At 74.1% G+C, this 8,725-nt stretch carries 8 protein-coding genes; 4 read left to right on the forward strand and 4 right to left on the reverse strand.

What is annotated here, in order from left to right; translation table 11 throughout:
• Positions 1 to 221: 221 nt before the first annotated feature.
• On the reverse strand, positions 222 to 863 hold the full coding sequence (locus ACIGG8_RS41725; RefSeq protein WP_350524640.1) for a DUF4360 domain-containing protein: 642 nt from the start codon (positions 861 to 863) through the stop codon (positions 222 to 224).
• 324 nt (positions 864 to 1,187) lie between these two features.
• Between ACIGG8_RS41725 and ACIGG8_RS41730 the strand changes: the two genes are divergently transcribed.
• Both ACIGG8_RS41730 and ACIGG8_RS41735 read left to right on the forward strand, forming a co-directional pair.
• Positions 1,188 to 2,528, forward strand: a complete 1,341-nt coding sequence (locus ACIGG8_RS41730) for an aldehyde dehydrogenase family protein (protein WP_396553806.1) — start codon at positions 1,188 to 1,190, stop codon at positions 2,526 to 2,528.
• 222 nt (positions 2,529 to 2,750) lie between these two features.
• Positions 2,751 to 3,695 (forward strand): hypothetical protein, encoded by a 945-nt coding sequence (locus ACIGG8_RS41735; protein ID WP_350524642.1) that lies wholly within the window; start codon positions 2,751 to 2,753, stop codon positions 3,693 to 3,695.
• Between the two features lie 78 nt (positions 3,696 to 3,773).
• Here the strand turns inward: ACIGG8_RS41735 and ACIGG8_RS41740 are convergent, their stop codons facing one another.
• On the reverse strand, positions 3,774 to 4,484 hold the full coding sequence (locus ACIGG8_RS41740; RefSeq protein WP_396553807.1) for a hypothetical protein: 711 nt from the start codon (positions 4,482 to 4,484) through the stop codon (positions 3,774 to 3,776).
• A 242-nt stretch (positions 4,485 to 4,726) separates the two neighbouring features.
• Positions 4,727 to 5,347 carry a hypothetical protein gene (locus tag ACIGG8_RS41745; RefSeq protein ID WP_396553808.1) on the reverse strand — a complete coding sequence of 207 codons (621 nt, stop codon included), beginning with the start codon at positions 5,345 to 5,347 and terminating at the stop codon, positions 4,727 to 4,729.
• 137 nt (positions 5,348 to 5,484) lie between these two features.
• On the opposite strand from ACIGG8_RS41745, the gene ACIGG8_RS41750 reads away from it, so the two are divergent.
• Both ACIGG8_RS41750 and ACIGG8_RS41755 read left to right on the forward strand, forming a co-directional pair.
• Complete coding sequence (locus ACIGG8_RS41750; RefSeq protein ID WP_396553809.1) at positions 5,485 to 6,162, forward strand: response regulator transcription factor; 678 nt, start codon at positions 5,485 to 5,487, stop codon at positions 6,160 to 6,162.
• A complete protein-coding gene (locus ACIGG8_RS41755; protein ID WP_396553810.1) occupies positions 6,155 to 7,645 on the forward strand; it encodes an ATP-binding protein in 1,491 nt (496 codons plus the stop codon). The genes ACIGG8_RS41750 and ACIGG8_RS41755 overlap by 8 nt, the downstream gene beginning before the upstream one ends.
• Positions 7,646 to 7,668: 23 nt before the next feature.
• On the opposite strand, the gene deoC is transcribed toward ACIGG8_RS41755, so the two are convergent.
• Positions 7,669 to 8,379, reverse strand: a complete 711-nt coding sequence (gene deoC / locus ACIGG8_RS41760; RefSeq protein ID WP_396553811.1) for a deoxyribose-phosphate aldolase — start codon at positions 8,377 to 8,379, stop codon at positions 7,669 to 7,671.
• Positions 8,380 to 8,725 lie beyond the last annotated feature (346 nt).

Genomic DNA, 8,725 nt, shown 5'->3' on the forward strand with positions numbered 1-8,725 from the left:
CTGGTTGCTGCGTGGGGGGGGGCCCGCCCCCCGGGGGGGGGGCACCGCCACCTGGCCGGGCGGGTTCCGGGCGCGGGGGGCGGGGGGGGGCCCCGGGGCCCCGCCCGCCTCCCGGTCGTTCCCGGCCGGCCGTCGTCCCGGGCCGGCCGGCGCCGGTCAGGGAGATCAGGAGGTCAGGAGGTCAGGAGGTCAGGGGGCCGGCCGGTCAGGGGGCCGGCCGGTCAGGGGCAGTGCTTCCAGGCGAGGTGGTAGACGGTGTTGATGTTCCCGTCCGTCGAGTCCATCGTCATGAAGCTGGTGGTCCGGGTCGGGTCCGAGCTGCCGGCCGAGACCCGCAGTTCGGTGTTGATGTTGAAGTTGCGCTCCTCACCGCAGGGGGCCCAGACCAGGGCGGCGACGTCGACGGTGTCGGTCCCCTGCCAGCTGTCGTCGTGCGGGCCGTCGAACCGGTGGGACTGGTAGGCGGTCTGGGCCTGGCCCTGGAAGTAGTAGTTGGCCCGCTCGGTGCCGCTCGCGCCCTTCTCCAGGTGGGCGAAGCCGCGGTAGTCGGCGGAGGCGATGGCGTAGGTGAAGCCCTGGGGCACGTGGACGCGCAGGTCGAGCTGGCAGTTCTTCCGGAAGTCGGTCGGCTTCGACCCCACGCCGACCTGGGCGAGGTACGCGCTGTAGGTGACGGTGAAGGCGGTGTTGTCCGGGGAGACGGCCACGGCGGCCGTTCCGGCCGGGCAGCCGGAGCCGTTGACCGTCGCGACGTCGATGACGATCCGGTCGGGCGGGGTCGGGAGCGAGTCGAGGCCGAAGGCGGACGGGCCGGACAGTGACGCGGCGACGGCGGTCGCGGCGGCCAGCACACGGAGCAGCATGGGCTTCCCCTTCGATCGGGCACGGAGTCGGAGCCGGAGGCGGGGTCGGCGCGGTACGGTCCGGGCGCCGGACGCCTCGCGACTTGGCATGCATATGTCAGCACATCCGAAGGGCGCTGCCCAGAGGCTCGACGGTGGAGAACGCATCGACCCGACCCCATCCGCCCCGCGGGGGAACTCCGGCCCCAGGTGGCCGAGTTGATCGTCGAAGGAGCGGGGGAGCAGCCGCTCACGACCGGGAACACGGAGCGCCCAATGCTTGACAAACTCAACCTTTCATCCCTAGGGTCGCAATTGTTCATGTAGTGAAAGTTCCATGTGCCAATGCACCCCGAGCCCCAGGACCGCGAGATCCCCATGCACGAGAACGTTCCTTCAGTGGTCGCCCGCCTGCGGGCCGAGTTCACCACCGGCCGGACCAGGCCGCTCGCCTGGCGCCTGGACAAGCTGGCCGCCCTGCGCAGCCTGCTCACCGAGCAGACCGAGGTGCTGCAGCAGGCCCTGCACGCCGACCTCGGCAAGGGCGCCACCGAGGCGTACCGCACCGAGATCGGCTTCACGATCAACGAACTCGACCACACCGTGGCGCACCTGGCGCAGTGGCTGGAGCCGAGGCCGGCGGCGGTGCCGGAATTCTTCCGCCCCGCCGAGGCCCGGGTGGTGCGCGATCCGCTGGGCGTGGTGCTGATCATCGCGCCCTGGAACTACCCGCTCCAGCTCGCCCTGGCGCCGCTGGTCGGCGCGCTGGCCGCCGGGAACACCGCCCTCGTCAAGCCCAGCGAGCTCGCCCCGGCGACCTCCGCGGCCATCGCCGAGCTGCTGCCGCGCTACCTCGGCGAGGAGGCGGTCGCGGTCGTCGAAGGGGCCGTGCCGGAGACCACCGCCCTGCTGGAGGAGCGCTTCGACCACATCTTCTACACCGGCAACGGCGCGGTCGGCCGGATCGTCATGGCCGCCGCCGCCAAGCACCTGACCCCGGTCACCCTGGAGCTCGGCGGCAAGAGCCCGGTCGTGGTCGAACCCGGCGCCGACCTCGCCGTCACCGCCCGGCGGATCGCCCGCGGCAAGTTCCTCAACGCCGGACAGACCTGCGTCGCCCCCGACTACGTCCTCGCCATCGGCGACAGCGCGGCCGGCCTGGAGGCGGAACTGGCATCTGCCGTACGGGAGTTGTTCGGCGACGACCCGGCCGGGAGCACCGACTACGGGCGGATCGTCAACGAGCGGCACTTCGACCAGCTCACCGCACTGCTCGGCGACGGGCGGACCGTCATCGGCGGCGACCACGACCGCGCCGCGCGCTACCTCGCCCCGACCGTCCTCGCCGACGTCCCGGCGACCGCCCCGGTGATGCAGGCCGAGATCTTCGGCCCGGTCCTGCCCGTCCTGACCGTCCCCGACCTCGACGCGGCGATCGCGTTCATCAACGAGCGCGACAAGCCGCTCGCCCTGTACGCGTTCACGGAGTCCGCGGACACCAAGCGGCGGCTGACCGAGGAGACCTCCTCCGGCGCACTCAGCTTCGGACTGCCGGTCTCGCACCTGGCGATGCCCGAGCTGCCGTTCGGCGGCGTCGGCGAGAGCGGCATGGGCCGCTACCACGGCGAGTACTCGATCGACACGTTCAGCCACACCAAGGCCGTCGTCGACAAGCCGCTCGCCTGAGACCGGGGACGCCGCCGGCGCCGCGTCCGAGCAGGGGGGGCGGAAATCACGGGGCCTCCGGGGCCGGTGGCATTCCCGCGGGCGACATACCCGAATCGGCATTCCGACCGTTACCGCAGGCCGATCGCCGTACGGAGCGGTACGGTCACCGCCTTCACCGGAATCGGAAAATTTCATTCCGGGGTCTGTCCGAAAATCGCCCATGGGCCTAGGCTGCGGCGCGTGTCGCTCTTCCGAAGAAACCGCGCCTCCGGCCCTGGCCTGCGTCCCGAGCTCGGCGACGCCGAGCTCGGCCGCGTACGGCGGCAGCTCAAGTCCCCTGGCCTGCCCGGCCAGAACGCCATCCAGGTCGACCAGGTCGAACGGTTGCTACGGGAGACCGGCCCCGACTGGGACCGGCGCGGGCACCGATTCGCCGTGCTCGCCGAAACCGCCGCCCCTTCCTCCCTGGCGCGAAACTGGCGGTTGCGTCGTGCCCAGAATGCGGACGCGCTGATATTCGAGGCGTGGGTCGAACTCGTCCGCGGCCGGTTCGCGGGCCGGATGGACGATGCCCGCGCGGCCGCGGACAACTGTTACACCGCGGCCGACCTCGCCCCCGAGGACCCGACGCCGTGGGTGGTGCTGCTCGGCATCCTGCGCGTGATGCGCGCCGACTCGCGCGAGCTGATCGCCGTCTGGCACGAGGTCGCCGAGCGCGACCCGTGGAACCGCGAGGCCCACCTGCAGATGCTGCGGTACCTCTCGCCGGAGGAGTGCGGGTCGCGCAGCGCCCAGCTCAACTTCGTCGACACTGTCCGGAGTTCGGCACCGCCCACCGCGCCGACCGCCGGGGTGGAACTGACCGCGCTGGTGGACGAGCACGCCCGCACGACCGCCGGCGGCGGCGTCGAGGCGCTGCTGGTCCGCCGCCAGTGGACGCACAACCGGGCGGTCAACGCGCTCGACACCGCCCTGCACGGGTGGTCCCGCCTCGGCGGCCTGCAGCACGCGGCGGCCGCCGCCGACCTCAACCTGCTGGCCTTCGCCCTGATCCAGTCGGGCCGCGTGGGCGAGAGCGGCGGCACGTTCCGGCTGATCGACAACGCGGTCACCGCCTGGCCCTGGTCGCTCATCGGCGATCCGCTCCAGGAGTTCACGTACTGGCAGTCGCGCGCGACGGCCTGACCCCGGGCGTGCCGGCGGGCCGTGGCGATCGCGTCGTCACGGCCCGGTGGCATGCCCGGCGGACCGCCGGGCGGGAGGTCAGGCCGACCCTCGGGATGCCCGCCGCCCGGCGACGCCCAGCCACCCCACGGCCGCCAGGATGACCACCGCGAGGACGAGGCTGACCGGACCGGTGCCCAGATCCAGCCCGCCCCGTGCGCGGCTGACGCCGGCCCAGTCGGCGAAGCAGGCGCCGAGCGGCCGGGTCAGGACGTAGGCCCACCAGAAGGTCAGGACCGGCGACAGGCCCGAGAACCGGTGAGCGAGCGCGGGCACCGCGATCAGGGCGGCGAACAGCAGCCCCGAGGGAAGGTAGCCCCAGCCCAGGGTGGCCGCGGTCAGATCACCGACGGCCGTGCCGAGGGCGAAGGTGGCCATCACCGCGCACCAGTAGAAGACCTCGCGGCGCCCGCCCGCGACCGCCTCCACCGCGAGCGTGCCCTCCGTCCGCCGCCACACCGCGAACACCACGGCGAGCAGCCCGGCGAACGCGAGCGCGGAGGCGGCGTACGGCACCCCGAGGGCGACGTGCGCGACATCGGCCGCCATGGTGCCGAACACGCTCACCATGATCACCGCCGTCCAGTACACCGCCGGGACGTAGCGACGGGAACGGGCCTGGACGACCAGCGCGGCGACGAGCAGCAGCCCGGCCGAACCGACCGCCGGGACGGGCCCCAGCGCCGTTGCGAGGTAGTCGGAGGTGGTCTCGCCCATCCCGGTGGTGAGGATCTTGACGACCCAGAACACCGCCGTGACCTGCGGGACCTTGCTCAGGACGGACCCCGCGGGGGCCGCCGGGCGTCGGTGGCCCGAACCGGGCGTTGTCGCGGCCGGGGTTTCCGCGGCAGGGCTTGTCGTGGCGGGGGTTGTCGTGGCGCCCATGACGGACGGCGCTCCCTTCTCTGCGTCACTGCGTCTCTACGTCACTACGTCACTGCGTCACTGCGTCTCTGCGGCAGGCACGGCGCGGGCCGCGCCCGGCCGGTGCGTCAGCCGCCCAGCACGGTGTTGCCGGTGACCGCGGCGGTGGCACCGTCCACGGTGACGGCGTGCCGCACGCCGTCCGGGCCGACCACCACGGCCCGCCAGGCGCGGCCACCGCCCTGTTCGGCCACCGTGGACAGGGACTCGACCCTGCCGCCCGCGACGGCCGCGGCGGCCTTCGCCAGCGCGTCGGCGGCGTCGGTCGACGGCAGCGGCGCCGGCGCAGCGGACCCGGCCGGGCCGTCCCCGTCCCCGTCCCCGTTCCCGTTCCCGTGTCCGGGAGCCGTGCGGCCCTGGTGGCCCCGGTGGCCCCCGGCGTCCCGGCCGTCGCCCCGACCGTCGCCCTGCGCCCAGCCGTGGCCGTCGCCGTGGCCCTCGCCCCGGCCGTCGTGGTGCTCCTGCTCACCCGCCGCCCACCGGCCGTCGCCGTGGCCCTCGTGCTCGTGGTGGAGCGCCGCCGCGGCCGCGCCGCCGCCGATCACCACCACGGCCGCGCCGGCCGCGACCCAGCGCACCGACCGGCCGCGCACCCAGCGCCGGGCCCGCCCGAGGCCGACCCGCGCCCTGTTCGGGCGGCTCGCCGCGTGGTCCTGCTGGGGCTGCACGCCTTCTCCGGGCTCGCTCACGTTCCGCACCACTCCTCGTCACGGCCCGGGCCTTCCCCGGGCGACCGCGCCAGGATGGCCGGGCCTTGCTGAAGATCGGCTGAAGACCGGGGGGCACCGTCGGCCGGCCCCGCCGGCGACCTGCGACCCTGGTGGGCATGCGCGTACTGGTGGTGGAGGACGAACGTCGGCTGGCCATGGCCCTGCAGCACGGGCTGACGGCCGAGGGGTTCACCGTGGACACGGCCCACGACGGCCCGTCCGGCCTCGCCAGGGCCATGGACCACGCCTACGACGTGATCGTCCTCGACATCATGCTGCCCGGCCTCAACGGCTACCGGGTGTGCTCGCGGCTGCGGGCCTCCGGCAGCGACGTCGGCATCCTCATGCTCACCGCCAAGGACGGCGAGTGGGACGAGGCCGAGGCGCTGGACACCGGCGCCGACGACTACCTGTCCAAGCCGTTCTCGTTCGTCGTGCTGGTGGCCCGGCTCAGGGCCCTGGCCCGGCGGATCGGCAGCCGTGCGCCCCGGCGGACCGTCCTGGGCGACCTGGTGGTCGACTCCGCGGCCCGCACCTGCACGCGGGCGGACACCGCCGTCGCCCTCACCCCCCGCGAGTTCGCCATCCTCGACCACCTCGCCCGCCGGGCCGGCGAGGCCGTCTCCAAGCGGGAGATCCTCGACGCGGTCTGGGACGGCGGCCCCGACAGCGATCCGAACACCGTCGAGGTCCACGTCAGCGCGCTCCGACGCAAGATCGACTCCCCGTTCGGACGGGCCGCGGTGCAGACCGTCCGCGGCACCGGCTACCGCCTGGCGGCCGACGGTGGCTGACCCGACCGCCGTCCGCCGGATCCGCGCGGCACTGCACCGGCGCCTTGCCCGCCACCCGGGGGTCGCGGCGCTCGTCGACCGGCTGACGCCGCGCTCGGTCCGGGCCCGCACCACCCTCGCCGCCTGCGTCAGCGTCGCCGTCGTCCTCGTCACCGCCTCGGCCGCCGTCGCGGTGCTGCTGCACGCCAACCTGGAACGCACCGTCGAAGCCGGCGCCCGCGAGCAGGCCCAGGCCGTCGCCCGCCTCGCCGAGGACGGGCGCCTGCCCGGCCTGCTCCCCCTCGACCACGGCACCGACTTCATCCAGGTCGTCGACGCGCACGGCACGGTGGTCGCCGCCAGCCAGAACCTGACCGGCCACCCCTCGATCGCGCCCACCGGTCACCGGGACGGCCACACCAGCTTCGACGTCCGCACCCTGGGCGACCAGCACCACCAGCGCGTCACCACGATCACCACCGCCACCCCGGCCGGGCCCGTCACCGTCCACGTCGGTGCGTCGCTGCGCACCGTCGACGCCGCCGAGGACCTCACCACCGCCGCGTTCGCCGCGCTGAGCACCGTCCTGCTGATCACCGTCGGGGTCCTCACCTGGCGTGCGACCGGCCGGGCCCTGCGGCCCGTCGAGGCCATCCGTGCCGAGGTCGCCGCCATCGGCGACCGCGACCTGGACCGCCGCGTCCCCGAGCCCCGCAGCGACGACGAGATCGCCCGGCTCGCCGGCACCATGAACGCCATGCTCGGACGCCTCGAAGCCGCGGGCACCCGCCAGCGCCGCTTCATCGCCGACGCCTCCCACGAGCTGCGCAGCCCCCTCACCGTCCTGCGCACCCAGCTCGAAGTGGCCCTCGCCCACCCCGACCACGCCGTGCGCGCCGACCTGGTGGCCGGCGCGCTGGAGGACACCGAGCGCCTCCAGGCCCTCGCCGCCGACCTCCTGCTGCTCGCCCGCCTCGACGCCGCCGGGCGCGACCGGCCCGGTGAGGCCGTCGACCTCGCCGAGCTGGTGCACACCACGGTCGCGGCCCGCGGCGCCGGGGCGCACCCCGTCGCCGTGCACGCGGACTCCGCCGTCACGGTGGTCGGCAACCGCCTGTGGCTGGGCCGGCTCCTCACCAACCTGCTCGACAACGCCCACCGGCACGCCCGGCAGCACGTCACCGTCCGCCTCGACGGCGACCGGGCCACCGGCCACGCGGTCCTCGACGTGGCCAACGACGGGCCGCCGATCGAACCCGCCGACCGCGAACGGATCTTCGAACGCTTCACCCGGCTGGACGACGCCCGCAGCCGCGACGACGGCGGCGCCGGGCTGGGCCTGCCGATCGCCCGCGACATCGCCGCGATCCACGGCGGCAGCCTCACCGTCCTCGCCGCGCCCGGGCCGACCACCTTCCGCACCCGGCTGCCGGCCGACCCGGACCACGCCGCCGGCTCGGACCGCCCTGACCGACCGGACCGCCCTGCCGCCCCGGCCTCCTGAAGGCCGGGGCGGGGGACGGGAGTTCAGCCGGCGGCCCGGCGGGCGGCCAGGTCGTCCAGGATGGTGGCGGTGGCGGTCGCCCCGAAGCGTTCGGCGCCGGCGGCCACGAACTCCAGCATCCGTTCGAGGGTGCGCACCCCGCCCGCCGCCTTGACCCTCATGTGCGCGGGGACGTTCGCACGCATCAGTCGGACGTCCGCCAGGGTCGCGCCCCCGGGCGCGAAGCCGGTCGAGGTCTTCACGAAGTCCGCGCCCGCCAGGGTGCTGAGGCGACAGGCGCGCAGCTTCTCCTGGTCGTCGAGGTAGGCGTTCTCGAAGATCACCTTGGTGAGGGCGGTGCCCCTCGCGACATCGGCCACCGCGGCGATGTCCGCCCGCACCGCGTCGTCCTCCCCGCTGCGCAGCAGGCCGATGTTGAGCACCATGTCGAGTTCGGTCGCGCCCGCCGCCAGGGCGTCCACGGCTTCGCCCGCCTTGACCGCGGTGGTGGAGCCGCCGTGCGGGAAACCGATGACGGTGCCGACCGCGACCGCAGTGCCGGCGAGGGCCTTGACCGCGAGGGCGGTGTCGGCGGGGCGCACGCAGACGGCGGCCACGTCGTAGGCCGCGGCGAGCTCGCAGCCGCGCAGGACCTCGGTGGTGGTCAGTTCGGGCCGCAGGAGCGAGTGGTCGATCATCTTGGCGAGCTCCCGGACGGCGATGCCGGTGGGGTCGTCGATGCCGGTGTGGTCCATGAGCCTGTCCTAGGGGTGAGGCGTTCCGCGTCCCGCCGACCGGGGGAGACGCGCGGACAGTCCGACGATAACTTCGGGCCGTCTAGCCGTCTATACAGCTGTCCCGCCCGTCGACCGGAGCCGGGTGTGACGGGGATCACGATGCACGCCTCTTGCCCTTGGCGCATTTCACCGGGAAATGTCCCGCTTCGTACTGGTCTACGCTGGTTGACTAGACAGCCGGACGGCGTAGTCTCAATTTCGGAGGCCCCCTTTTGGAAACGGATTTCGCGCCCAGGTACCACCGGATCGAACAGGCCCTGAGAAACCGGATCGCCAAGCACCGGCCGCATGACCCCCTCCCCTC

It is taken from the genome of Kitasatospora sp. NPDC085464 (assembly GCF_044541955.1).
GTDB lineage: Bacteria > Actinomycetota > Actinomycetes > Streptomycetales > Streptomycetaceae > Kitasatospora.